The sequence below is a fragment of the Mycobacterium sp. 1423905.2 genome (genome assembly GCF_001673155.1).
Classification (GTDB): domain Bacteria; phylum Actinomycetota; class Actinomycetes; order Mycobacteriales; family Mycobacteriaceae; genus Mycobacterium.
The window spans coordinates 1-22,152 of the sequence record NZ_LZLE01000130.1 but is presented as its reverse complement, the minus strand read 5'-3'; the positions used below and the strand labels follow the sequence as shown (position 1 = coordinate 22,152).

The following is a 22,152-nucleotide window of genomic DNA, read 5'->3' as shown; positions in this document are numbered from 1 at the left end:
GGCTGACAGACAGGAAAACTGAACACGTTCTACCTGAGGCAATCTTGGTTGGGTGCTTCCCAATTGAGTGCGGCAGTGGTTTATTGACACGAGGTGTCTTAATTTCCAAGTCATACCGAGGAGTGGGCCATGCCAACCCTGCCGACACCCAACTTACCTCCGGGATTCGATTTCACCGACCCAGACATCTATGCCGAACGATTGCCGGTGGAAGAACTCGCCGAGATGCGTCGCACCGCACCGATCTGGTGGAACGAGCAACCTATCGGAGCCGGCGGGTTCAACGACGGCGGCTTCTGGGTGGTGACCAAGCACAAGGACGTCAAGGAAATCTCGCGACGTAGCGACGTCTTCTCCAGCCTGGAGAAGACCGCCCTGCCCCGCTACAAGGACGGCGCAGACGGCGAGCAGGTCGAGCGGGGCAAGTTCGTGCTACTCAACATGGACGCTCCCCAGCACACTCGGCTCCGCAAGATCATCTCTCGCGGTTTCACTCCGCGAGCCGTCGAGCGTCTCCGCGACGACTTGCGAACCCGGGCTCGACACATCGTCGAGGAAGCCGCGGCGAAAGGATCTGGCGACTTCGTCGAACAGGTGTCCTGCGAATTGCCCCTGCAGGCCATCGCCGGACTACTCGGGGTGCCGCAGGAAGATCGGATGAAGTTGTTCCACTGGTCCAATCAGATGGTGGGCGACCAGGATCCGGAATTTGCGACCAACGACGCCATCACCGCCTCGGTCGACCTGATCATGTATGCCATGCAGATGGCTGCCGACCGGGCGCAGAATCCTGGCGAAGACATCGTCACCAAGTTGATCGAGGCCGACATCGACGGGCACAAGCTCTCCGATGACGAGTTCGGTTTCTTCGTGATCCTGTTGGCGGTCGCCGGAAACGAAACCACGCGCAATTCGATCACCCAGGGCATGATGGCCTTCACCGACTTCCCGAATCAGTGGGAGCTGTACAAACGGGAACGACCCGAAACCACGGCCGATGAGATCGTGCGGTGGGCCACCCCGGTCACTTCGTTCCAGCGCACCGCCCTCGAGGACTACGAACTGTCCGGCGTGCAGATCAAAAAAGGTCAGCGGGTGGTAATGGTCTACCGCTCAGCCAATTTCGACGAAGAAGTGTTCGACGACCCGTTCACCTTCAACATCCTGCGCAATCCCAATCCACATGTCGGGTTCGGTGGCACCGGTGCGCACTACTGCATCGGCGCCAACCTCGCCCGGATGACGATCGATTTGATGTTCAACGCCATCGCCGACGTCATGCCGGACGTGGAAGCGGTCGGTCAGCCCGAGCGACTGCGGTCGGGCTGGCTCAACGGAATCAAGCACTGGCAGGTCGACTACCACAGCAACGGGGCGGCCAAATGCCCTGTGGCGCATTAGAGATCGCACGCCGAGGAGGCAAATGCCCACCCATAAGGCTGTTCAGATCCAGTCCGCGGGCGCGCCCATGGAACTGGTCGAGGTGCCAACGCCACCTCCTGGCCGCGACGAGGTACGCATAACGGTGACCGCGTGCGGTATCTGCGGCACCGACCGGGCCTTCGTCAACGGCGGCTTTCCCAACATGACGTGGCCACTGACTCTCGGACACGAAATCGCCGGAACCATCGCCGAACTCGGCGAAGGAGTCGACAACTTCGCGGTCGGCGACCGTGTCGCCGTCGGCTGGTTCGGCGGCAATTGCAACCGCTGCGATCCGTGTCGTAAAGGCACCTTCATCTACTGCGCGAACATCAAGGTTCCCAGCTGGCAGTACCCCGGCGGGTACGCCGAATCAGTGACAGTGCCATCCAATGCGCTGGCTCGGATACCTCCCGAACTGTCCGATGCGGAAGCCGCACCGATGGGCTGCGCCGGTGTGACGACATACAACGCGCTGCGGCACACCAAAGCATTGCCCGGTGACCGGGTCGCCATTCTCGGGGTGGGCGGCCTGGGCCACCTCGGAATCCAATTCGCGCGCGCCATGGGATTCGAGACCATCGCGATCAACCGCGGCACCGAAAAAGCCGACGACGCACGCCAATTGGGCGCCCACCACTACATCGACTCGACGGCCGGTGACGTCGCCGAAGCACTTCGCACACTGGGGGGTGCGACGGTCGTGCTTGGCACTGCGGGCAACTCCAAGGCCATGGCGGAAACTGTCGGTGGACTGTTGCCGCAAGGTGAATTGGTCGCCATCGGTGTCACGCCCGAGCCGCTGCCGATCAGCCCGGTGCAACTCATCACACCCGGCCTCAGCGTGACGGGTCATCCTTCGGGCACCGCCAAAGACGTTGAAGAGACGATGCATTTCGCGGTCTTGTCCGGTGTGCGGACCTGGATCGAGGAGCGGCCCCTGTCCGAGGCGGCCGACGGCTACGCGTCGATGGAGCAAGGCCGCACCCGCTACCGCACGGTGTTGACCATCTGAGCCGGAACGCCGTCTCAATCGACACATACAGTCGCTCTGTGACCGACGTCTGGGAACTGGACTCCTCCGACGGTGAGTTGACACTTCACACCGGGGTGGCCGGGCCGGCAGCGCGGATGGGTCATCGGCTCACCATTGGGCTGACCTGCTGGCACGCGCAAGTGACATGGACCGACGGGGCACCCGACGCCGCCGAACTGGTGGTCGACGTCGACTCCCTGGTAGTGCTGCGCGGCGAGGGCGGTGTCAAAGGCCTGTCCGGTCCAGAGAAGGCAGTAGTGCGATCAAACGCGTTGAAAGCCCTCAACGTCGGCCGCTTCCCGGAGATCAGCTTCACTACAGAGGCCATCGCCGCGGTCGAGGACAGCTACCGGCTGAGCGGAACGCTGCGGATCCGGGGAAAAACGCGCCCGCATGAAGTCATCCTGCACACCAAGCGTCGGGACGGGACATGGCGCATGTCCACCGAGTCCGTCGTCCGACAGTCCGCCTTCGGGGTCAAGCCCTACTCCTTGCTGATGGGCTCACTGCGGGTCGCCGACGACGTGACCGTTTCCTTCAGCGCCGTGCGCGCTACAGGTGAATAGCGACCCAACGAGGACCGGCATTCGAATAGCCGGCGTCACCGGCAACCAATTCATCGGGACGTCATGGACCATTAGCCGAGAATTACCACGACGTCGATTCCGAGCCCGTAGTGACGTCGGCCAACAAAGCCGTTAATTACTCCGGCGGTCGAGTACTCGTTTCGCCGAAACTGCCGGGAATGTGCTCCAGCACTCGCGTCAGCAGAAGCGGCCCGCCATTGGGATCCGATTGCGGCGCGGCACTGCTGGGCTGGCCCCCTGGTTTCGGTTGAGTCACCTGGCCGCCAGAGGTCAGACGCACCGGCTCCTCTTGCTCCGGCGCCTGGGGTGCTGCCGCCGGCGCCGTCGACCTCACCTGCGCCGGAACGGGAAGAGGCGCCTGGCTTTCTGCGACCGGAGGCGCAGACGTGCGCACCGCATGCTGTGCTGCTCCGGAGTGCTTATCAGGGGTCAATTGCAGGCCTACGGCCAACGACAGCGAGGCCACGAAGGTCACCGCGGCCGCGGCCAACGCCGCTGCGGCACCGGTGTATTGCATCGAGCGCGCGCGAACGGCGGGCGCCGCGACGGTTTCGGTGACCAGCTGCGCATCTGTGAACTCGGTGCTGCGAGCTGCGGCCAGAGCCGCGCCGCGCGCCACGGTCACCTGCGCCATGGTTTGGGCGAAAACCGGCACCGGCAGCACGTTCTCCAGATGCCAAGAGAATTCGTTGATGTCGGAATGCGATCCGACGACGACCACGCCGGCCGGCCGCCAGGCACTGCGGTCGAACATTCCGGTCAGCCATGACGTCAGCCCATCGTATCCGCCTCGGACATGTTTGACCGCAGTTTGGCTTCCGCCATCGTTGGTGTCGACCATGACCACCGTCGCCCACTCGTGCTCGAGAATGCACACCGCGGTGCGGTCGTATCCGATGATCGGAGCGATCGCTTCGGCCAACGTCTCGACGGCATCGAGTTGCCGGACCGGCACCACATTGTCGAAACCGGCATCGGTCAGGGCTTCAATGAGCAGCGCTGCCTGAGCGGAAGCCTCGTCGTTCCAGGTCACGCCGATTAGCCGCAGTCGTTGCTCGTGCGCCGCAGCCTCATCGGCGACGCCCATTACTTCCTCTGCGACCTGTACTGCGGTCTTCACGGCACTCACCCCGCGGCCACCGGGCAATGCCATTTCGCGATGGTCGAGAATGGTGCCGTCCGCGCCGTGCCCTTCAGCAAGAACCCACCCGACGGTGGTTGGCGTTAGCGACAGCCCGAGTACCGTATCCAAAACTTCCGCACCTCTATCGATCCCGAACCTGCGTCCTCGCCCAGCAGAATTCGCACCTAGGGGCCTGGGTGCGGTGGTGCGGGAGCGCGGAACTGACCGGGACAGCATGATCTCCATCGGATTGTTCGCAGCGAGCCTACGCGGTCCGCGCGACGGCGGCTCCCCCGGTCGGTGAACCCGCAGGTAATCCGAAGAAACCGGTCCGGCCGCGGCCCGCCCCGGGAGGCACTCTGCTCGGGGCGCCCAAGGCGCGGCCGCAATTGCGTCGTACTCGTCGCCCGAAACGAGTTGTCATCTGCCCGGTTGCAAGTGCATAACGCGTGCATAACGCACGGGCGTGTGTGTCGTGAATGGGCGCATTGGGGGGGTTATATCGAATCCGGTAATTCCGGCGGGACCGTATAGCACAGCTGCTATATCCCCGGCGGGAACCGATACAGAACTGGAATAAGTTCGCGGCCAGATCGACATTTCACCTACTCACACGGTAAGTTCTGCCGGGAGCATGAGTAATTAAGGACAGGGGCACAGGTATGACAGACGTGAGCGGGAAGATACGGGCCTGGGGCCGCCGGCTCCTAGTCGGCGCGGCCGCGGCCGCGACGCTCCCGGGTCTAATCGGACTCGCCGGCGGGGGCGCAACAGCGGGAGCATTCTCGCGGCCCGGGCTTCCGGTTGAGTACCTGCAGGTTCCTTCGGCAGCGATGGGCCGCAGTATCAAGGTGCAGTTCCAGAGCGGCGGCAACAACTCACCCGCCGTCTACTTGCTCGACGGTCTGCGGGCCCAGGACGACTACAACGGCTGGGACATCAACACCCCCGCGTTCGAGTGGTACTACCAGTCCGGTCTGTCGGTGGTCATGCCCGTCGGTGGACAGTCCAGCTTCTACAGCGACTGGTACAACCCCGCCTGCGGCAAGGCCGGCTGCACTACCTATAAGTGGGAAACGTTCCTCACCAGTGAGCTGCCGCAGTACCTGCAGTCCCAGCGCAGCGTGAAGCCCAACGGCAGCGCCGCCGTCGGCATCTCGATGGCCGGTTCGTCGGCCATGATCCTGGCGGCATACCACCCCGACCAGTTCATCTACGCGGGTTCGCTGTCGGCGCTGCTGGACCCCTCGCAGGGCATGGGCCCGTCGCTGATCGGTCTGGCCATGGGTGACGCCGGTGGCTACAAGGCCTCGGACATGTGGGGCCCGTCGAGTGACCCGGCCTGGCAGCGTAACGACCCTACCGTTCAGATCGGGAGGCTGGTCTCCAACAACACCCGGTTGTGGGTGTACTGCGGTAACGGCAAGCCCTCGGAATTGGGTGGCGCCAACATGCCCGCAGAATTCCTGGAGAACTTCGTGCGCAGCAGCAACATCAAGTTCCAGGATGCCTACAACGGTGCCGGTGGCCACAACGCGGTGTTCAACTTCGACGCCGACGGCACTCACAGCTGGGAGTACTGGGGAGCCCAGCTCAGCGCGATGAAGCCTGACCTGCAGGGCGCCTTGGGCGCTCGCTGAGCAGACCACCGCAACACTGTTACTACTGCGCTTGACGGCATTGCCGTCAAGCGCAGTAGTGCTTTGTGCGCCGGTGATACTCAGGGATTGCGAGTGAACTCGCCGGTGACATCGGTCCACACGGCCGCGTCCCGGCGATGGTTGTTCATGTTTCGGCACTGACCGTAAAGCCGAAGGACACCGATGGGGCGGTCGGTGTGGTCCGGGTAGATCAGCGCGGTGACACCGTCTTTGGCGACGGCCTTGCCGAAGACATGTTGAGTGGTCGGCCGCCCTTCGGTCCAGCCTTGCCCGACCAACTTCGCGGCGACGAAACCGAAGTAGCCGTCGGCGTGCGCGTCGGCGGGCAGAGCGAAATTCATGTAGATGGCACCTTGATACGGCGGCGCGTCCTGGTCCTTGCAGGACACTAAGGAATAGCCGGCGGTGATAGCGCGAAGATCGGCCACGCCGACGACCTGCTTGGCGGAGGTGATGACCTGAGCCAGGCTCGCGGCGTCGCTGGCCCGATCACCTGGATTGTCCAGTGTGTCACCAGGGCCGGGGTGCAGCCGTCCCACCACGATCGTCGTGACGCTCAACAACAGACACAGAGACAGGGTCGCAGCGATCAGTGTTCGGGCCGCCGGCGTGCGCAGCCACGCGCGTCGTTGAGAACTGTTCTGACGCAGTGGGTCGTCTTCTCGCATGCAGTGTGTACGCAACTTCTGGAGGCGGTCGCCGAGTGCCCCGAAGGATAGCCGATCGGGCAGTCGGCCGGAAAGATTCACTGCGCTGCGCTGTAATCGCTGATGTGGGTAGACGAGCACCAAGGTCGGCGTCGAGGCTCCTGCAAGCCGGGTTGACAGCTCTAGCAGCCGCCCTGGTTGGTATCTCACCCCCGGCGACTGGGGACTCGACGAACCCGCTGGCTGAACTCGTCGACGCCGCCGCGCAACGGTTGGCCACCGCCGAGCCGGTGGCCGCCTATAAGTGGAGTGCCCAGCGCGCCATCGAGGATCCCGAACGCGAACAGCAAGAGCTGGCCACGCTCGGCGACGAGGCCCGCGCGCAAGGTATTGACCCGGACTATGTCGCCCGGGTGTTTCGCGATCAGATCGACGCGATCGACGCGATCGAGTACACCCGGTTCGCCGACTGGAAGCTCAACCCGGCGACCGTGCCTTCCGCGCCGCCGGATCTGTCGGTACCGCGGTCTGCGATCGACTCGCTGAACACTAAGATTATGTCTCAGATCGCTCTTAATCGAAGTTTGCTGGAGGCACCGGATTGCCGGCCGCAGCTGGCTGCCGCCGTGCGCGAAACGATACGGAGACGTCTACTCGACAGCCTCTACCAACGGGCGCTTACCAGCGCCACCGGCTCGTTCTGCTCGTCCGCAGCACCCGCCTGATTCGTGCAATAGGACACTATTTGCTTCACTTCGCACCAATCTCGGTGCGATAGATTTCTGATCTCACAACTTTTTCTAATCGGTAACACTTCGAACACGGCCGGCGAAATGCCGGACATGACAAACATCACTAAGCCCCTCATCAAATCCGCCCTGGCCGCCGGTTTCGTCGCAGCATCGATGTCGCTCAGTGCGGGTGTCGCGCAGGCCGAAGCCATGAACTGGGAGGCCGTCGCGCAATGCGAATCCAATGGCAACTGGGCGGCCGACACCGGTAACGGCAAGTACGGCGGCCTGCAGTTCAAGCAAGCCACATGGGAGGAATACGGTGGGGTGGGAAACCCGGCAAAAGCCTCTAAGCAGCAACAAATCACCGTAGCCAACCGCGTCCTGGCCGGCCAGGGACCTGCCGCGTGGCCGAAGTGCAGCAGTGCCGGCGGCATGGCACCGGTCCCCGCCTCGTTGCCGAAACCCGCTCGCTCCCTGCAGCACGCCGTGGCCGGCATCATCGACGCCTTCACGCCGTAAGTAAGAATATCGTTTCGACTTTCCGTTTCGTTACAGTCTGCACGTAGGGAATGTGAAATGCAGGGTTCGGTGACCGTTCATATGGCTGCGCCCGCCGACAAAATTTGGGATTTAATCGCCGACATTCGCAATACCGGACGATTCTCGCCCGAAACGTTCGAGGCGGAGTGGTTGGGCGACGCTACCGGCCCTGAGCTGGGTGCCCGCTTCCGCGGCCACGTCCGCCGCAACGAAGTCGGACCGGTCTACTGGTCAGTGTGCGAGGTGACCGGCTGCCTGCCTGGACGTGAATTCGGGTTTGCTGTGTTCCTCGGCGATCGACCCGTGAACAACTGGCACTACCAACTGGTGCCAGCCGGCGACGGCACCGACGTGACCGAGTCCTTCCGGCTCAATGACCTCCCATGGGTTCCCATCTATTGGCTGTTAGGAGGTTTTCTACGTAAACGTCGCAATATAAGAGACATGACCAAGACGCTGCATCGCATCAAAGACGTGGTCGAAGCTAGCTGAGGGGCGGCTCGATCCGATCGTTTGAGGGCGAGATGAAGTCGATATTCATCACCGGTGCCGGCAGCGGCATGGGCCGCGAAGGCGCACTGTTGTTTCACGCCAGAGGCTGGCGGGTCGGCGCAGTGGACCGCGACGAGGAAGGGCTCGCGTCCCTGAGCGCGCACCTGGGCTCTGGCCTGTGGAGCCGTACCGTCGACGTGACTGACAAGGCCGCGTTGGACGGCGCGTTGCGCGACTTCTGCGCCGGCAACCCGGGCGGCGGGCTCGACATGATGTGGAACAACGCCGGTGTGGGCGAGAGCGGTTGGTTCGAGGACGTCCCGTACGACGCCGCCATGCGGGTGGTCGAGGTGAACTTCAAAGCGGTCCTCAACGGGGCTTATGCTGCGCTCCCCTACCTCAAGAGGGCGCCGGGGAGTCTGATGTTCTCGACCTCATCGTCTTCAGGTACCTATGGGATGCCGCGCTTGGCGGTTTACTCGGCGACCAAGCACGCGGTCAAGGGACTGACCGAAGCGCTGAGCGTGGAGTGGCAGCGACACGGAGTGCGCGTTGCCGACGTGCTACCCGGCCTGATCGACACCGCGATTCTGACCTCCACTCCCAACCACTCCGCGCCCGGAGCGGCGACCATGTCGGCGGACGAGCTGCGCGCCACCGCGCCGAAGAAAGGCATGTTTCGGTTGATGCCGGCATCCAGCGTCGCCGAGGCGGCCTGGCGGGCCTACCACCACCCGCGCCGGTTGCATTGGTACGTCCCCAAGGGCATCCGCTGGATCGACCGACTCAAGGGAGTCAGTCCGGAATTCGTGCGCGGTCGCATCCTGAAGAGCTTGCCCACATTGGGGCCCGAACGGCAGTAATGTCTCCTGGACAACGCTCACGTCGACATGGAGGTCGCTAGTGGGAAAGCGGTTGGTTACGGTCACCGGAGCCGCGCTGGCGGTTGTTGCCGGCGTCTCCGGATGCGGACAGGTTCAGACGGTGCCGCGCAAGGCCGCGCGATTCACGCTCGACGGCAACACCCATACGACCCGCCCGCCCGCCTGCAGCCAAGTGCAGTCCTACCGAACCATCGACATCCGCGACCGCGAGGGGCAGGTGCAGGCGGTGGTGATGCTCAGTGGCGACCGGGCGATTCCCCAGTGGGTGAAGATTCAGAACATCAACGGCTTCACCGGTAGCTACTACGAGGGCGGGGTCGGTGACGCCCACGTCGACCTGAACAAGAACAGCTACACCATCACCGGCAGTGCCTACGGCATCAACAGCAGCAACCCCAACAAGACAATCACTGAGGATTTCAAGCTCACCGCCGAGTGCTGACCTCTGAGGTCGGCCTACCCTGAGCAAGACCGGGTGGCCCGTCGACCAATGGAGGAGCCTTGAAAGAAGCGCTGCACTGGCTGGCGATGCACGGGTTCATCCGCGCAGTCGCGGCCATCGGGGTCCGGCGCGGCGATGTCCAGTCCCGGCTGATCGCCGATCCCGCAGTGGTCGCCGATCCGGTGCCGTTCTATGACGAACTACGGCGGCTCGGTCCCCTGGTCCGGGCCCGGGTCAACTATCTGGCCGTGGATCATGGAGTGGCACACGAACTGCTGCGCTCCGACGACTTCCGAGTGCTGATCATGGGGGCGAACTTGCCCGCGCCGGTGCGCTGGCTGGAGCGGCGTACCCGAGACGACCTGCTGCATCCGCTGCGTGCGCCCTCGCTGCTGGCCGTCGAGCCGCCCGACCACACCCGCTATCGCAAGACCGTGTCGGCGGTCTTCACCTCGCGAGCCGTCGCCGCGTTGCGAGATCGAGTGGAGCAGACCGCGATCGAGCTGCTGGATCGGCTGGCCGGCCTGCCGAACACCGCCGTGGTCGACATTGTGGACCAGTACTGTGCTCAGCTTCCGGTCGCGATCATCAGCGACATCCTGGGAGTGCCCGCGCGCGAAAGACAGCGAGTGCTCGAGTTCGGTGAGCTGGCCGCCCCGAGCCTGGACATCGGCCTGCCCTGGCGCCAGTACCGCAGTGTGCAGCAGGGACTTGCCGGCTTCAACACCTGGCTGACCGAACATCTCGACCACCTGCGCCGCAACCCCGGCGAGAACCTCATGAGTCAGTTGCTTCAGACCGCCGAAAGTGGTTCGGCAGAAACGCAATTGAGCCGTACCGAACTCGAGGCCCTGGCGGGCTTGGTGCTGGCGGCGGGATTCGAGACCACGGTGAACTTGCTGGGCAACGGTATCCGCATGCTCTTGGACCGGCCCGATCACTTGCGGACGCTAAGCGACCGGCCCGAGCTGTGGCCCAACGCGGTGGAGGAGATCCTGCGATTGGACTCTCCGGTTCAGCTGACCGCCCGAGTGGCCCGCACGGACGTCGAAGTGGCGGGCACCACCATCGAGCGCGGGGAGATGGTGGTGGTTTATCTGGCCGCTGCCAACCGGGATCCCGCCGTGTTCCCGGAGCCGCACCGCTTCGACATCGAAAGGACAAACGCGGGAAGGCATCTTGCATTCTCCGGCGGCCGGCATTTCTGCCTGGGTGCGGCACTGGCCCGCGCCGAGGGCGAAGTCGGGCTGCGCACCTTCTTTGACCGCTTCCCTCAGGCGCGCTCCGCCGGAACCGGAAGTCGGCGACCCACGCGAGTCTTACGCGGTTGGTCGACCCTGCCGGTTAGCCTGGGCCCGGCGCACTCCATGGTGACGTCCTAGGAAAGGTATCGCCCCAGCCAGTCCAGCAGCCGCTGCCACGCATCGGCCGCCGCAGTGGCGTTGTAGCGCGGGCCGGTGTCGTTGAAGAATGCGTGGTCGGCGCCGGTTCGATGAGGAAGTCGTTGGCCAGTCCGGCACTGTCCAGCGCTGCCTTGGCCGCTGGCTGCGACCCGGTCACTCGCGCGTCGAGGGCGCCGTAGACGGCCAGCACCGCGGCCTTGGCGCCGCGGAAACTGGGGTTGTCGGGCAGCGGCCCATAGAACGGGACCGCGGCGGACAACCCGAGTCCGCCGGCCTTCAGCAGTTGCCATACCAGCCCACCACCAAAGCAGAAGCCGACGACGGCCACCTTCTGCCCCGGGGCGCGCACCCGCAATTGCTCGACACCGGAGTCCAGGTCGTGAATGAACTGCTCGGGTGCTATCGAACCCAACGCGGCGGTTGCTTGGGCGGGATCGGAAAACGCCTGCGTCCCGCCCTTCTCGGAGAGCAGGTCGACGGCCAGGGCAGAATAGCCCGCTCCGGCGAGGCGCCCGGCCACCGACCGCACCCAATCGGTGAGGCCCTTGTTCTCGTGGACCACCAGCACGGCGCCTTTGGCATGGGGTGCCTGCGCCCATGCCGCTTGCAACGTTCCCTGCGGTCCGCGCCAGCTGATCGGCTCGGTCGGCAGTGCGCTGGCCATCCCCGGCGGTGCCACCGAGGTAACAGATGACGGCGCCGAACCCGCCGGCATCGGCGCTGAGCCCTTTCGGGTGGCGCAGGCGGCGATCAGGGTGGTCGCGGCCGCCGCATTAACCCCGAGTAACGCCAGCCGCCGCAGGGCCTCTCGGCGGTTCAGCAGACCGTCGATGTGGTCAGCCGCGATCTCCTCGGCGATGTAGCGGTGTAGCGAGGTCACGTTGGTGAGTATGCGCGCGTTGGCTGTGGTTGACACCTGCTCGTCGACCGCGTTAATTGACCGCTATGACCGACGTTTCGACGAGCACGGCCGAGGAGGTCGTGCTCGGGCTCTGGGGTGCACTTTCTCGCCGCGACTGGGATGCAGTCAAGACGTTCTTGGCCGCGGACTGCCTGTATGTCGACATGCCGGTGCCCGCGGTGTCGGCACGCGGACCCGATGACATCGTGACGCGACTCAAGATCGGGCTCGGACCGCTGGCCGGGTACGACAATCACGACGGGTTGCTGCTGTCCAACGGCGCCGACGTGATGTACGAGCACTCCGAGACGTGGACCTTCGAAACCGGCGAGCAGGGTGTGCTCAGATTCGTCACGGTACACAAGGTGCTCGACGGGAAAATCGCGCTGTGGAAAGACTATTGGGACTTCAACAGCCTGGTGGCCTTCGCCCCGCCCAGTCACTTCGAGAACCTGGCCGTCGACACCTCTTGGGTTTTCGACGCTACCGGCGTCGTCTAGGCGCCGGTCTCGGTGAGCCCCTTGAGGCGCTTGAGGGTGTCTGACAGGGTGCGCCCGACCTGACGCACGGCAATGCGATCGGCGATATACCCCAGTAAGCCGCCCGGTGCCTGATACGACATCCGAAACGTCACTTTGGTCCGGCCATCGGAGGCATCGCGTAGCCGGATCCGGCCCCGCAGCGTAACCCCGGTGATGCCGACGAACGCCAGGTCGCGTCCCTCGTCGAACTCGACCACTTCGATCAGGCCGCCAACGGGCACCGAACCGATCTTCCAGTGCACGGTATAGCGGGCACCTACGCCCGGCGGGTGGTCATTCGCCGCCTCCCAGCGCTCCAGGTTGCTCATGAACGACGGGTAGCAGTCCGGGTCGCTGACCGTCTTCCAGACCTCGTCGCGATCGGCGTCGATCACGCAACGGCGTTCGACGCGCATCAGCCGATCACCGGGAACCGACGCTCGGCGGCCAGGCGGTCGACACCTGCCTGCAGGCTGCCCAGCACCTTGTCGTGCACCGCCTGATCATCACCGTCGACCTCGATGGGATCTTGCACCTCGATCACGATCTTGGTGGGAAGCGGTATGTGCCCCGCCAAGTCACTGATGTTCACACCCCACGGTAAGGCCAGTGAAATCGGTATGCTTTTGAGCCGCAACAACTTATCGGTCATCAAGAGCTTGGCCAGCCATTGGCCGCGGTCGAGGAACAATGCGCTCTCCTGCCCGCCGACGCTGGCGACCGGAACGATCGGCACGCCGGCCTCCCGGGCCAATCGCACGTAACCCATGCGCCCCCCGAAGTCGACCTTGTGTCGCTCCCACGACGGGCGAAACACCTCGTAGTCACCACCGGGGTAGACCAGCAACGCCGCGCCGGATTCCAGCGCCAATCGGGCGTTGTCATGATTGGCGGCGACGGTGCCGAACTTGCGTAGCCAGCCCAGCGGCGGCGCCGATACCACCAAGTTGTGAGCCAACTGGTAGAAGGGACGCTCGACGCCGAAATAGGAGCAGAACGCCAGGGTGAACACAAACGTGTCGGGCGGGACGTTGCCGCCGCTGTGGTTTCCCACTAGTAGCACCGGTCCGTCGGCGGGTATCCGGTCCAGGTGCCGGACGTCCGCGCGGAAGTACAGCGACGCCAGCAGCCAGGTGCCCGGCAGCTGGTCGCGGATGTAGTCCGGGTCCCGCTGATCGAGGTCGGCTTTGGGGACCCGCGAGACGACTTGCTTGCGGGCCCAGTCCAAGACATCCCCGAGGGTGGCCATGATCGCCTATATACCCCGGTGTCGGCGGTGGTCAAACGCGGTAAATGCGGGCGGCGTTATCCCGGCCGATGAGATCCACCACCCGGACGGCGTCGCGCTCGCTCCAGTCGCCACTGTCGACGAATCGTTGCAGTACGCGATGAATTCCATTGCGCCACAACGCTGCACCCAGAAAGTGCAACTCTGCGGGACCGTACCCGTCCGACGAGTACAGGATCTTGCGGAACGGCGCGAGCTCGAGCATTCGGGCAAGGAACGCCGGCGCGTTGGCCCCCAGGTGGTTCACGCTCAGACCGCAGTCGACGTAGACGTTGTTGAACGCTTGGGCGAGGTACCCGGCTTCGCGTTCGTAGGGATAGCAGTGCAGCAAGACAATCGGGGTATCACCCGACTGGCGCAAGAAGTCGAGCAAATGCAGCGGATTGGTCTTGTGCAGGTCACAATCGCGGTCGCCCAGTCCCACGTGCAACTGCAGCGGCTTGCCGAGGCGCAACGCTTGGTGCAACCCGAAGCTGAGCAGGACGCGGTCGTGTAGGCCGACCCCGCCCTGGTCACGCCACCGCTGGGCGGCCGTCGACACCTCGGCGGGCGCCGGCTCGGCCAGGTCCCGGTCGAACCCCCCGCGGTATGCCAGGATCGACTTGGTGCCGACTGCGGTGGCCGTGCGACGCTGGAGAATGTCCTGGAACGCCGAGGCGTAGTCCCCAGCGGCCTGCGCGGCCTGCTCGGCGACTTGTTCGAGGCGGACCACCTCGTGCGCCGGTCCGCCCGACAAATCGGCCAGCTCGGCGACCCCGGTGACATCCGATCCGATACCGGTGTCGACCAACCAGTTGCTCACCCCCGCGGCCGGCAGGAAGCGGCGCGCCAACTCGACCTCGTCGAACATGCTGCGGCGCGCCCAATAGGCTTGCGGGTCCGCATGTTTCGGTAAGCCGAGAAGGCGGCCGCAATGCGCGCGCACGGCAAAACCGAGCTGCGTGTCGAAGCCGGAGTCGAAGTCGGCCAGCGGCTCGGTGTTGGCCTCGTTCAGGGCGTTCTCGAAGCGTTGCCGGTCCCCCGCGGTCAACCAGCAGCCGTGCATGTGCTGATCGACCAGCAGCAGTGACCCGATGTGCTCCCCTAGCGCCGAGCATTCCTTCAGCCCGGTCATACGCTCCAAGCCATCCGGAATCTGTCGGCCAGAGCCGCCGGATCCAGGTCGCCGTAACGCTCGTCTTCCATGCGTCGGACCGCGACGACCGAGTCCACTGCGGCATCGCCGAGGATGGACCGCATCAGTTGAGAATGTTCCAGTGCGGCAAGAGCTTCCCGCTGTGATTCGGGTAGCAGCACGGTTCCGGCGCTGACGCGGTCGGATTCGGAGAGCTGCGCGGGGTCCACGGTTGTTTCCGGCGGCAGCTCCGCTTGCGACCGGACGCCGTCGAGCGCGAGCCCCAGGATCGCTGCCGATGCGAGGTAGGGGTTCGCGGACGGATCGACGATCTTGACCTCGGCGTTACCGCCGCGCGGATTGCCGATGTTGGCCTCGACGAAGCGCAGAGCAGCCTCGCGGTTCTCGACGCCCCAACACGCGTACGCTCCCGCCCAATTGCGCGGCCGCATCCGCAGCCCCGACACGATCGACCCGCACAATATTCCCTGGGCTTGGGGCAGTCCGCGCAGCACGCCGGCCAGCGCGCTTTGTCCGGCCGCGGTCATGCCGCCCGGACCCGGTCCGCCCGAGAACAGCGGACCGTCCGCGGTGGACAACGAAAAGTGTTGGTGCGCACCCGATCCCACGCTGCCGGCGAACGGCGCCGGGGAGAAACTGACGCGCAACCCCTGCCGGCGCGCCGCACGCCCGAGGATGATGCGCATCAGCACCAACTGATCGGCAGCGGCCACCGGTGCGTGCGGTGCCAACGACAGCTCGAACTGGTTGGCCCCCGACTCGGCATGGAACTGCTCGATCGCCGCCCCGGCCGACGTGGCGGCGCCGATGACGTCACGGACGAATGCTTCCCGTTCCAGGATGCCGGCCAGCCCGTACTGTGCCCACAAGGTCGAGGGCAACTGCTGCCCGTCCGGTCCGACGAGAACGAACTCAACCTCGTGGCCGACGACGGCCTCGATGCCGGCATCGGCGAGCGCGGCTTCGACGCGGTGCAGCGTTCCGCGGCTGCAGGCGGCGACGGGCTCGCCGTCCTGATCGAAGAACGATGCCGGCGCCCACGCCAAGCCCTCACCGATGATGCGCAGCGCCGACAGGTCGATCCGGATCCGTTGATCGCCTACGACGCTGAGATTCTCGGTGAACGCGATTCCGCTCTGGTCGATGGCGAAGACATGCCAGACGGGACTGGCGCCCAGCCCCGGATCGGCAAAGGTGTTCGTCCGCCGGATCGGCACCGTCTTGGCGTTGATCAATCCGGCGGGATTGACCACCGTGCCGATGACGGTGTCGACGCCCTCGGCCTCCAGTTGGGCGATCGCCGCGGCGGCAAGCGGAGTGGCTGTCATGGCAGCATTGTGCAGCGCGGGTGTCAGCCGCGTGTTCTCAAGCGCGGCTGGGCAAGGTGAGTTTGCAGGCTTGACCGATGTCCAAGGTGCGCAAGACCCGGCCCATACCGACCCACAGGGCACACGACAGCGCCAAGTCGGCAAGCAACTCCTCGGAGAAGTGTTGTTGCGCCCTGGCCCAGAAGTCTTCGTCGTCGCGCAGGGCGGTGTGCTCGGTGGAGAACCGGTGCGCGAACTCGGCGGCCAGCCGCTCCTGTTCGCTGTAGCCGGGCCAGGTGCGCCACTGCGACGCATGCTCGTAGAGGTCTTCGTCGACGCCGGCCGCCGGTCCATCGGCGTCGCGGGTGTTGGCGCACACGACGCATTCGTTGTTGTCGGCGATGACGGCGCGCGCTAGTTCGCGGGTGCGCAACGGCAGCCGGTTCTTGGTGTAGACCGCCTGACTGAAGTTGGCGATCGCACCGCCCAGATCGGGAGACTTCAGGATCCAGCCATAGACGTCGTCGTCAGGAAAGGTTCCGATTCGGCTCATGGCGAGATGGTACGCCCGAGCCCAGCGGGCACCGGCGAACGGTCAGGTCGCCGCCTTGGCGTGCGGTCCGGCGATCGCCATGGTCGGCGCGTCGCCGCCCCAATCACGTTGCACCAGAAGCCGATACGCGACATGTTGCAGGGCCTCCTCCACCCTGCGGCGGTCCGGGCGACCCGCGAAGCCGGGCGAACGCTCCAGCTTGTCCATGATCCAGCCCAGCAGCAGCGAGTACACGTACTCCACTTGGGCTACGCCCGCGGGAGTCAGCCACATGCGGTCGCCGTCGCGCAGGATGTAACCGGTGGCGGCTAGGCGGGTGAAGGTGGGTTCGAGCACTTCGAAGGGCACCCGCAGATAGTCGCCGATATCGGTCAGCCGAGCGGTGCCGAAGAATTGGCCGAAGCGGTTGACCCGCATGACGCCCCAGAGGCCGGCGACGTCGAGTCGGCAATCGGGCCGCATCGCGATGCTACGCAGTCGGACACCCGGGTCACCGCGCAGCATTCGCGCGATGGCGTTCTCCAGCAAGCTTTCCGGTGTATCGGTGCTTGGCATCCCGAAGCCGTCGCCGAGGTCGACGGCGCTGTTGTGGATGTCGCGCAGCGGAACCTCGCGCAGGAACAACGCCAACAGAAAGCCGACGGCAGCCACCGGCGCGGCCCACAGGAAAACCTGACTCAGTGATTCGGAGTAAGCCTGCACGATCGGCGCGGCCACGTTGTGTGGTTGCCGATGCAGGGCCGCCGGGGAACTGACCGCATCGGGTGGCGCACCGCTGGCCGCCAGCGCCGGACCCATTCGGCGATTGAGGAAGTTGACGAACAACGATCCGAAAATCGCTGCCCCGAAGGAACTTCCGATGGTGCGGAAGAAGGTCACACCGGAGGTGGCGACGCCGAGGTCCTCGAAATTAGAGGTGTTCTGCACGATGAGGACCAGGACTTGCATGGACAAGCCGATGCCCGCGCCCAACAGCAGCAAGTACAGCGACTGCACGAGGGCGGAGGTGGACGGGTTCATGCGCGACATCAACACGAAGGCCGTGGCCATGATGGCGGTGCCCGCGACAGGGAAGAGTTTGTACCGGCCGGTGCGGCCGACCAGCGTGCCGCTGCCGGTCGACGTGATGAGCATGCCGACGACCATCGGCAGGGTGCGCAAGCCCGACGTAGTCGCCGAGACGCCGTTGACGTATTGCATGTAGGTCGGCAGGAACGTCATCGCGCCCAGCATCGCGAAGCCGACGACAAAAGACAGCACGCAACACACGGTGAACACCGGACTGCTGAAGAGCCGGATCGGCAATATCGGTTCGGTGGCGCGGTTTTCCACCCACACGAACGCGCACAGTGCTACCACCGCACCGACGAACAGCCCGATGATCGTCGTCGAACCCCACGGGTACCGCGTCCCGCCCCAGCTGGTGGCGAGGGTCAGTGCGGCGGCACCCAAGCCGATGAACACGATCCCGGCATAGTCGATGACCGGCTTGGTGGTTGCGGTCAGCGCGGGTATCGCCGCGGCGGCCACGAAGATCACCACCACCGACACCGGAAGGTTGATCCAGAACGCCCATCGCCACGTGAGGTAGTCGGTGAAGTAGCCGCCGAGCAGCGGTCCGACCACCGTGGTGACCCCAAATACGGCGCCGAGAATGCCCTGATAACGACCGCGTTCGCGCAGCGGCACCACCTCGCCGATCAATGCGCTGGCGGTGACGGTGATCCCACCACCGCCGATGCCCTGCAGCGCGCGCGCCCCGACCAGCATGGCCATCGACTGGGCCAGCCCGCACAACACCGAACCGATGACGAACGACACGACAGCAGCCTGGAACACCCGCTTGCGACCGAAGACATCACCGAGCTTGCCGACCAGCGCGGTGACGATCGTCGACGCCAGCAGGTAGCTGGTCACCACCCACGATTGACGTCCGGCGTCGCCCAAGTCGGCGACGATGGTCGGCAGCGCGGTCGCGACAATGGTCTGGTCCAACGCCGCCAACAACATGCCAAGCACGATCGCCAGGAAGATCAGGTTCCGCCGTTGCGGGCTGATCAGCGTGCTACTCAGCGCCATGTCGGCGGGACGGGCCGCCGTCACGGCTGATGGTGTCGCGCTTGTCATGCCTGCCTTTCTCGGCCCTGGTGGGCGTCAGATCCTGACGAGTGCCCTCTGTGAGCCAACGGCAATCACACGGCAGCGGCTAGCTGTCGACCGGTCCGCGACCGAAATGGTTTCAGCTCGGTGGGCGGGAGACGCACTGCGCGGAGTACAGCTCCTCACCCAACTTGTCCATCAACTCGAGTTGCGTCTCCAAGTAGTCGACATGAAGTTCCTCGTCGGCCACGATCTTCTCGAGCAGCACGGCGCTGGTGCTGTCCTGCTTTTCCCGGCACAAGATGATGCCCGGCTTGAGCCGGTCCAGCACCTCGTACTCAATAGCTAGGTCCGCCTCGAACTGCTCGCGCAGCGTCTGGCCGATGCGCAACGAGAAGATGCGCTGATAGTTCGGCAGGCCGTCGAGCAACAGAATTCGGTCGGTGATCGCCTCGGCGTGCCGCATCTCGTCGAAGGATTCCGCGCGGGTGTGCTGCGCCAGCTCGGTGAAACCCCAGTTGTCCTGCATCTTCGAGTGCAGGAAGTATTGGTTGATGGCGGTGAGCTCGCTGGTCAGTTGTTCGTTGAGCAGGCGCAAAACATCCGGATCGCCTTGCATGATCGCTCCTCGGGGGTGTGAAGGCTGTCATCGTGAACCGCCTCGGGTGGCTGGGCTGGAGCTCACCCGCGCGCTTCTAGCAGCACCTTTTGCTGGCCGTCTAAATCTAGTGCAGGACAGGGCTCTGCGGGCATTCGGTCCAGGACCGTCGGCGCGTCTTTCGAAATCAGGTCGACGGCCGTTAGCGGTGGAGTTAGGTTAGACTGCGCTAACGAACTTAGGTTAGACTCGGCTAATATGCGGTCTATGGATGGATGCGCTTCGCCGGTAGGCCGACAGGGCATGGGGGTTTGCTGATGTACGTCTGCCTCTGTGTTGGAGCGACCAACCAGACCGTGTGTGACATCGTCGCTCGCGGCGCTTCGACGTCGAAAGAGATCGCTGCGGCGTGCGGAGCCGGGGGCGACTGCGGGCGGTGCCGACGCACGATCCGCGCGATCATCGCCGCCGCGGCCGGCAACACCGCCGAGTTGCGAGAAGCTACCGACGCCGTCTGCTGAAGTCTTCCAACGCCGCCGCGTTGGCTTGGGCGCCCATCAACTCGACGAAGTGAGCGTTCTCCCGGCTCGTCGCCGCGGCGATCTCCGGACGCACCGGTTCGACCATCGTGTGCTTGACCGCCATCAGACTCGGGATCGGCCGCGCGGCCAAAATCTCGGCGTGCCGACGGGCTTCGGCCAGCAACACGTCGGGCTCGCACACCCGCCAGACCAGCCCCATCCGCAGGGCTTCGTCGGCGTCGATCCATTCCGAGGACATCAATAACCAGGCGGCGTTCTGCCGGCCGACCAGCTGCGGCAACAGGTACGACGAGGCGGCCTCCGGCGCCACGCCCAGGCTGGTGAACGGGCATTTCAACCGCGCCGTCGAGGACATGAACGCCAAGTCGGCGTAGCCGAGAATGGTGGCGCCGATGCCGACACCGACGCCGTTGACCGCGCAGATGAGCGGTTTGGGGAAGGCGCTGAGGGCGTCGATGAGCCCCGGGAACCCGAACTTGCCCGGCGCGAAGTCGGGGTCGGTGATGCGTGCCTGCATCTCGGCGAGATCGGTGCCGGCACTGAAACCACGGCCCGATCCGGTCAAGAGGACGACGGCGACGTGCGGGTCATCGGCGGCGTCAAGCAGCGCATGCGCGGTCGCGTCGTACAGGGCTTCGTTGAACGCATTGAGCGCTTGGGGCCGATTCAGGGTGAGGGTGCGTACGCGGTTGAGGTCCTCGATCAGCAGCGTCACGGATGGAGCCTAACCGTTGCTGTAGACGCGAGTCGGCGCGATCAGCACCACCGCGCGACGCTCCTGTGCCATGACGCGGTCGTAGGTGTCCCAGTCGTCGTGGCTGCCGCCCGCCGCGGTGAAGACGTCGCGCAGCAACAGCCGCAGCTGATCGGCATCGGTGAGCCAGGGCTGCGCGTCCTCCGGACCGGCCAACTCGGCGCGGCCTTCGACGGTCGCCCACTGCCAGCCGGAACGGAAGGTGACCGCAAGTTGCGGGCGCGCCCGCAGATTGGCGAGCTTGACCTTGCCGTACGTGGTGAATCCGAGCACTTGCTCGCCGCTGGCCGGGTGCGCCAAGAGGCCCACGTTGACCAACGAGGCCTGCACGGTCCCGTCGGCGCGAACGGTCGAGACGACCGCCAGTCCGCTTTCGGTCGCGCTCAGCCTCACTGCATCGCGCAGTGCCATCGATGTGCTCATCGGCAAGTCCCTCGCTTATCCAAACGGTGTCCGGTAGAAGTAGCGGCTGGTGGGCACGGTGTCGATGTTGGTATTGGCGCCGAATGCACTGGTGCTGGCGACCATCCGGGTCAGCCGGTCCTGCAGATCGTCGTCGTCGGCGGCCCCGAAAAAGGCCTTCAAGTCGGTGACCGCGTCGGCCGGAAACAACTCCTCGACGATGCCGCTGATTCCCGGAGCATCGGCGGTGAGGGCCCGCACCACCCAGTTCTGGGTATAACCGAACGTCGCCTGGGTCTCGATGGCGACCGCCGTATGGTCGAGCTGCCAGCGGTTGAGCCAGGTGGTCTGGTCTAGCTCGGGAGGCCGTCGCAGCAACGCGACGTTCGCCAAACCGGTTGTCCGCGCGCCGGGTTCGGTGACCGGCGGGGCCAGCGGCACCGACTCGGTCACCAGATATGCGGCGAGCCGATCACACTCCTGGCTCAGCGTTCGCAGCGCTGCGGCCATTTGGCTGCCATAGCTCTGTTGCGTCCACAGGCTGACCACCGCGGCGACCGGCGGGTCCAACGTCGTCAAAGTCATCAACGAGTCACGCACCGCGCTGTCCCGGACATTGACCGCCAGGCCGGGAACGTCGAGCGCCAACAGCGCATCGGCGACTTCGCCGCGCTGCCGGTTGCACCACTCGTCGTCCGGCTCGGCGCGCATCAGCACGGCGATCACCTTCTCCATGAGCCGAACTTAACGTGTGCCCTCCATTACCGGTCGGACCGGCTGTTCGGCGCCGATCGCGTCGCCGATGATGCCGGCCAATCGTCGATAGGCTTGATCGCGCTTGCTGGACGCGCGGAAGACCAGACCGATCTGCCGCCCGGGCCGCGGCGCGGCGAACTGCGCCAGTTCAATGCGACTTCGGACCGCCTCCACGGGCACCGCGCTCTGCGGTATCAGGGTCACCCCTAGCCCGCCCATGACGCACTGAACGGCGGTCGCCAGTGAGGCGGCCCGGGTGTCGGCAAGGTCGATGCGCACCCCGGCTTTGTGGCATACATCCAGGGCCTGGTCTCGCAGGCAGTG

General features: G+C 65.0%; 25 protein-coding genes and 1 pseudogene. 12 read left to right on the top strand and 14 right to left on the bottom strand.

All coding sequences use genetic code 11. The features are described 5' to 3' along the window. Positions 1 to 129 precede the first annotated feature (129 nt). The 3 genes from A9W95_RS07245 to A9W95_RS07235 are packed head-to-tail and all read left to right on the top strand — an operon-like array spanning position 130 to position 3,024. Positions 130 to 1,401, top strand: a complete 1,272-nt coding sequence (locus tag A9W95_RS07245) for a cytochrome P450 (RefSeq protein ID WP_067410192.1) — start codon at positions 130 to 132, stop codon at positions 1,399 to 1,401. 22 nt (positions 1,402 to 1,423) lie between these two features. Next, positions 1,424 to 2,437: an alcohol dehydrogenase gene (locus A9W95_RS07240; protein ID WP_067410189.1), complete on the top strand. Its 1,014-nt coding sequence runs from the start codon at positions 1,424 to 1,426 to the stop codon at positions 2,435 to 2,437. A 38-nt stretch (positions 2,438 to 2,475) separates the two neighbouring features. Continuing rightward, positions 2,476 to 3,024 carry a YceI family protein gene (locus A9W95_RS07235; RefSeq protein ID WP_067410186.1) on the top strand — a complete coding sequence of 183 codons (549 nt, stop codon included), beginning with the start codon at positions 2,476 to 2,478 and terminating at the stop codon, positions 3,022 to 3,024. A 136-nt stretch (positions 3,025 to 3,160) separates the two neighbouring features. Here the strand turns inward: A9W95_RS07235 and A9W95_RS07230 are convergent, their stop codons facing one another. Next, on the bottom strand, positions 3,161 to 4,297 hold the full coding sequence (locus A9W95_RS07230) for a hypothetical protein (RefSeq protein ID WP_067410183.1): 1,137 nt from the start codon (positions 4,295 to 4,297) through the stop codon (positions 3,161 to 3,163). A gap of 533 nt (positions 4,298 to 4,830) precedes the next feature. Here A9W95_RS07230 and ag85B point away from each other — a divergent pair. Beyond that, positions 4,831 to 5,808: a diacylglycerol acyltransferase/mycolyltransferase Ag85B gene (gene ag85B, locus A9W95_RS07225; RefSeq protein WP_067410181.1), complete on the top strand. Its 978-nt coding sequence runs from the start codon at positions 4,831 to 4,833 to the stop codon at positions 5,806 to 5,808. An 80-nt stretch (positions 5,809 to 5,888) separates the two neighbouring features. On the opposite strand, the gene A9W95_RS07220 is transcribed toward ag85B, so the two are convergent. Then, positions 5,889 to 6,497 carry a hypothetical protein gene (locus tag A9W95_RS07220; RefSeq protein WP_216638138.1) on the bottom strand — a complete coding sequence of 203 codons (609 nt, stop codon included), beginning with the start codon at positions 6,495 to 6,497 and terminating at the stop codon, positions 5,889 to 5,891. 140 nt (positions 6,498 to 6,637) lie between these two features. Between A9W95_RS07220 and A9W95_RS07215 the strand changes: the two genes are divergently transcribed. The 6 genes from A9W95_RS07215 to A9W95_RS07190 all read left to right on the top strand — a co-directional run bounded on the left by A9W95_RS07215 (position 6,638) and on the right by A9W95_RS07190 (position 10,950). After that, positions 6,638 to 7,201 (top strand): chorismate mutase, encoded by a 564-nt coding sequence (locus tag A9W95_RS07215; protein ID WP_156746061.1) that lies wholly within the window; start codon positions 6,638 to 6,640, stop codon positions 7,199 to 7,201. A 117-nt stretch (positions 7,202 to 7,318) separates the two neighbouring features. After that, positions 7,319 to 7,729: a transglycosylase family protein gene (locus tag A9W95_RS07210; protein ID WP_067410302.1), complete on the top strand. Its 411-nt coding sequence runs from the start codon at positions 7,319 to 7,321 to the stop codon at positions 7,727 to 7,729. 57 nt (positions 7,730 to 7,786) lie between these two features. Further along, positions 7,787 to 8,242 carry an SRPBCC family protein gene (locus tag A9W95_RS07205; protein ID WP_067410175.1) on the top strand — a complete coding sequence of 152 codons (456 nt, stop codon included), beginning with the start codon at positions 7,787 to 7,789 and terminating at the stop codon, positions 8,240 to 8,242. 32 nt (positions 8,243 to 8,274) lie between these two features. Continuing rightward, complete coding sequence (locus tag A9W95_RS07200; RefSeq protein WP_067410172.1) at positions 8,275 to 9,105, top strand: SDR family oxidoreductase; 831 nt, start codon at positions 8,275 to 8,277, stop codon at positions 9,103 to 9,105. A gap of 40 nt (positions 9,106 to 9,145) precedes the next feature. Continuing rightward, a complete protein-coding gene (locus A9W95_RS07195) occupies positions 9,146 to 9,568 on the top strand; it encodes a lipoprotein LpqH (RefSeq protein ID WP_067410170.1) in 423 nt (140 codons plus the stop codon). Positions 9,569 to 9,627: 59 nt separating this feature from the next. Continuing rightward, entirely contained in the window at positions 9,628 to 10,950 is a 1,323-nt protein-coding gene (locus A9W95_RS07190) for a cytochrome P450 (RefSeq protein WP_067410167.1), read from the top strand. On the opposite strand, the pseudogene A9W95_RS07185 reads toward A9W95_RS07190, so the two are convergent. Next, positions 10,947 to 11,851, bottom strand: a pseudogene (locus A9W95_RS07185) (dienelactone hydrolase family protein). The gene A9W95_RS07190 and the pseudogene A9W95_RS07185 sit on opposite strands and share 4 nt — an antisense overlap. 65 nt (positions 11,852 to 11,916) lie before the next feature. Between A9W95_RS07185 and A9W95_RS07180 the strand changes: the two are divergent. Beyond that, positions 11,917 to 12,372 carry a limonene-1,2-epoxide hydrolase family protein gene (locus tag A9W95_RS07180; protein ID WP_067410165.1) on the top strand — a complete coding sequence of 152 codons (456 nt, stop codon included), beginning with the start codon at positions 11,917 to 11,919 and terminating at the stop codon, positions 12,370 to 12,372. Here the strand turns inward: A9W95_RS07180 and A9W95_RS07175 are convergent. The 7 genes from A9W95_RS07175 to bfr all read right to left on the bottom strand — a co-directional run bounded on the left by A9W95_RS07175 (position 12,369) and on the right by bfr (position 19,395). After that, the gene (locus tag A9W95_RS07175) at positions 12,369 to 12,809 is read right to left on the bottom strand and encodes an SRPBCC family protein (protein WP_067410162.1); all 441 of its coding nucleotides are present in this window, start codon (positions 12,807 to 12,809) and stop codon (positions 12,369 to 12,371) included. The two genes, A9W95_RS07180 and A9W95_RS07175, sit on opposite strands and share 4 nt — an antisense overlap. Beyond that, positions 12,809 to 13,642: a lysophospholipid acyltransferase family protein gene (locus A9W95_RS07170; RefSeq protein ID WP_067410159.1), complete on the bottom strand. Its 834-nt coding sequence runs from the start codon at positions 13,640 to 13,642 to the stop codon at positions 12,809 to 12,811. The genes A9W95_RS07175 and A9W95_RS07170 overlap by 1 nt, the downstream gene beginning before the upstream one ends. A 31-nt stretch (positions 13,643 to 13,673) precedes the next feature. Next, a complete protein-coding gene (locus tag A9W95_RS07165) occupies positions 13,674 to 14,795 on the bottom strand; it encodes an amidohydrolase family protein (protein ID WP_067410156.1) in 1,122 nt (373 codons plus the stop codon). Then, positions 14,792 to 16,144, bottom strand: a complete 1,353-nt coding sequence (locus A9W95_RS07160; protein WP_067410153.1) for a glutamine synthetase family protein — start codon at positions 16,142 to 16,144, stop codon at positions 14,792 to 14,794. The genes A9W95_RS07165 and A9W95_RS07160 overlap by 4 nt, the downstream gene beginning before the upstream one ends. Before the next feature lie 37 nt (positions 16,145 to 16,181). Next, entirely contained in the window at positions 16,182 to 16,676 is a 495-nt protein-coding gene (locus A9W95_RS07155) for a carboxymuconolactone decarboxylase family protein (RefSeq protein ID WP_067410150.1), read from the bottom strand. Between the two features lie 42 nt (positions 16,677 to 16,718). Next, positions 16,719 to 18,803, bottom strand: a complete 2,085-nt coding sequence (locus A9W95_RS07150) for an MDR family MFS transporter (protein WP_067410148.1) — start codon at positions 18,801 to 18,803, stop codon at positions 16,719 to 16,721. Positions 18,804 to 18,915: 112 nt separating this feature from the next. Beyond that, positions 18,916 to 19,395, bottom strand: a complete 480-nt coding sequence (bfr, locus tag A9W95_RS07145; RefSeq protein ID WP_067410145.1) for a bacterioferritin — start codon at positions 19,393 to 19,395, stop codon at positions 18,916 to 18,918. A gap of 296 nt (positions 19,396 to 19,691) precedes the next feature. Here bfr and A9W95_RS07140 point away from each other — a divergent pair, with 296 nt between their 5' ends. Then, positions 19,692 to 19,895, top strand: coding sequence for a bacterioferritin-associated ferredoxin (locus A9W95_RS07140; protein WP_067410143.1), 204 nt, complete (start codon positions 19,692 to 19,694; stop codon positions 19,893 to 19,895). Here A9W95_RS07140 and A9W95_RS07135 read toward each other — a convergent pair. The 4 genes from A9W95_RS07135 to A9W95_RS07120 form a co-directional block, all read right to left on the bottom strand. Next, the gene (locus tag A9W95_RS07135) at positions 19,876 to 20,631 is read right to left on the bottom strand and encodes an enoyl-CoA hydratase/isomerase family protein (RefSeq protein ID WP_067410141.1); all 756 of its coding nucleotides are present in this window, start codon (positions 20,629 to 20,631) and stop codon (positions 19,876 to 19,878) included. The two genes, A9W95_RS07140 and A9W95_RS07135, sit on opposite strands and share 20 nt — an antisense overlap. Before the next feature lie 9 nt (positions 20,632 to 20,640). Beyond that, complete coding sequence (locus A9W95_RS07130; protein ID WP_067410299.1) at positions 20,641 to 21,081, bottom strand: PPOX class F420-dependent oxidoreductase; 441 nt, start codon at positions 21,079 to 21,081, stop codon at positions 20,641 to 20,643. Positions 21,082 to 21,108: 27 nt separating this feature from the next. Then, positions 21,109 to 21,807 carry a hypothetical protein gene (locus tag A9W95_RS07125; RefSeq protein ID WP_067410140.1) on the bottom strand — a complete coding sequence of 233 codons (699 nt, stop codon included), beginning with the start codon at positions 21,805 to 21,807 and terminating at the stop codon, positions 21,109 to 21,111. 9 nt (positions 21,808 to 21,816) lie between these two features. Beyond that, the coding region (locus A9W95_RS07120) for a LysR substrate-binding domain-containing protein (protein WP_253851584.1) at positions 21,817 to 22,152 on the bottom strand (336 nt) is incomplete at its 5' end.

Excerpts from the sequence above, each read along its gene's own strand:
- A9W95_RS07125 (WP_067410140.1), bottom strand. The coding sequence starts at position 21,807 with ATGGAGAAGGTGATCGCCGTGCTGATGCGCGCCGAGCCGGACGACGAG.
- A9W95_RS07210 (WP_067410302.1), top strand. The coding sequence starts at position 7,319 with ATGACAAACATCACTAAGCCCCTCATCAAATCCGCCCTGGCCGCCGGT.
- A9W95_RS07175 (WP_067410162.1), bottom strand. The coding sequence starts at position 12,809 with ATGCGCGTCGAACGCCGTTGCGTGATCGACGCCGATCGCGACGAGGTC.
- A9W95_RS07245 (WP_067410192.1), top strand. The coding sequence starts at position 130 with ATGCCAACCCTGCCGACACCCAACTTACCTCCGGGATTCGATTTCACC.
- A9W95_RS07160 (WP_067410153.1), bottom strand. The coding sequence starts at position 16,144 with ATGACAGCCACTCCGCTTGCCGCCGCGGCGATCGCCCAACTGGAGGCC.
- A9W95_RS07140 (WP_067410143.1), top strand. The coding sequence starts at position 19,692 with ATGTACGTCTGCCTCTGTGTTGGAGCGACCAACCAGACCGTGTGTGAC.
- A9W95_RS07205 (WP_067410175.1), top strand. The coding sequence starts at position 7,787 with ATGCAGGGTTCGGTGACCGTTCATATGGCTGCGCCCGCCGACAAAATT.
- A9W95_RS07180 (WP_067410165.1), top strand. The coding sequence starts at position 11,917 with ATGACCGACGTTTCGACGAGCACGGCCGAGGAGGTCGTGCTCGGGCTC.
- A9W95_RS07155 (WP_067410150.1), bottom strand. The coding sequence starts at position 16,676 with ATGAGCCGAATCGGAACCTTTCCTGACGACGACGTCTATGGCTGGATC.
- bfr (WP_067410145.1), bottom strand. The coding sequence starts at position 19,395 with ATGCAAGGCGATCCGGATGTTTTGCGCCTGCTCAACGAACAACTGACC.
- A9W95_RS07150 (WP_067410148.1), bottom strand. The coding sequence starts at position 18,803 with ATGACAAGCGCGACACCATCAGCCGTGACGGCGGCCCGTCCCGCCGAC.
- A9W95_RS07240 (WP_067410189.1), top strand. The coding sequence starts at position 1,424 with ATGCCCACCCATAAGGCTGTTCAGATCCAGTCCGCGGGCGCGCCCATG.
- A9W95_RS07220 (WP_216638138.1), bottom strand. The coding sequence starts at position 6,497 with ATGCGAGAAGACGACCCACTGCGTCAGAACAGTTCTCAACGACGCGCG.
- ag85B (WP_067410181.1), top strand. The coding sequence starts at position 4,831 with ATGACAGACGTGAGCGGGAAGATACGGGCCTGGGGCCGCCGGCTCCTA.
- A9W95_RS07200 (WP_067410172.1), top strand. The coding sequence starts at position 8,275 with ATGAAGTCGATATTCATCACCGGTGCCGGCAGCGGCATGGGCCGCGAA.
- A9W95_RS07170 (WP_067410159.1), bottom strand. The coding sequence starts at position 13,642 with ATGGCCACCCTCGGGGATGTCTTGGACTGGGCCCGCAAGCAAGTCGTC.
- A9W95_RS07130 (WP_067410299.1), bottom strand. The coding sequence starts at position 21,081 with ATGGCACTGCGCGATGCAGTGAGGCTGAGCGCGACCGAAAGCGGACTG.
- A9W95_RS07165 (WP_067410156.1), bottom strand. The coding sequence starts at position 14,795 with ATGACCGGGCTGAAGGAATGCTCGGCGCTAGGGGAGCACATCGGGTCA.